This is a genomic window from Shewanella decolorationis S12, assembly GCF_000485795.1.
In the GTDB taxonomy this organism is placed as follows: Bacteria; Pseudomonadota; Gammaproteobacteria; order Enterobacterales; family Shewanellaceae; genus Shewanella; species Shewanella decolorationis.
In genome coordinates, this window is record NZ_AXZL01000007.1 from 1 (window position 1) to 615 (window position 615).

The 615-nt window shown below is 45.5% G+C and carries 1 rRNA gene; it reads left to right on the plus strand.

The annotated features are described in order from the left end of the window. Nucleotides 1-202: 202 nt before the first annotated feature. Nucleotides 203-615, plus strand: a 23S ribosomal RNA gene (locus tag SHD_RS00885); the annotation flags it as partial.

A 615-nucleotide genomic window follows, 5' to 3' on the forward strand; every position in this document is an offset into this window, starting at 1 on the left:
TTCTTTAACAATTTGGAAAGCTGATAGTAATTAATACAATGATGTCTGTCGTTGTGTTAATACGAAAAAATTGAGTTCTTAAAACACTTGTTAAGTGTCTTGAATATTCAAGTCTAAGGCGAGTCCATCTTCTTGGTCGAAGATGAGACAAGTAAAACCAGCTGGTCGCAAACAAGTGATGTGAAACTCATTTGGGTTGTATGGTTAAGCGACTAAGCGTATACGGTGGATGCCTTGGCAGTCAGAGGCGATGAAGGACGTAGTAACTTGCGAAAAGCGTTGGCGAGCTAGTAACAAGCATTTGAGCTAACGATGTCCGAATGGGGGAACCCGGCCGCATAAGCGGTCATCGTAACGTGAATACATAGCGTTACGAGGCAAACGAGGGGAACTGAAACATCTAAGTACCCTTAGGAAAAGAAATCAACCGAGATTCCCCTAGTAGCGGCGAGCGAACGGGGATTAGCCCTTAAGTCAGAGGGGTGTTAGTGGAATGGTCTGGAAAGTCCAGCGGCACAGGGTGATAGCCCCGTACACGAAAACTAACCTTTGATGAAAACGAGTAAGGCGGGACACGTGATATCCTGTTTGAATATGGGGGGACCATCCTCCAAG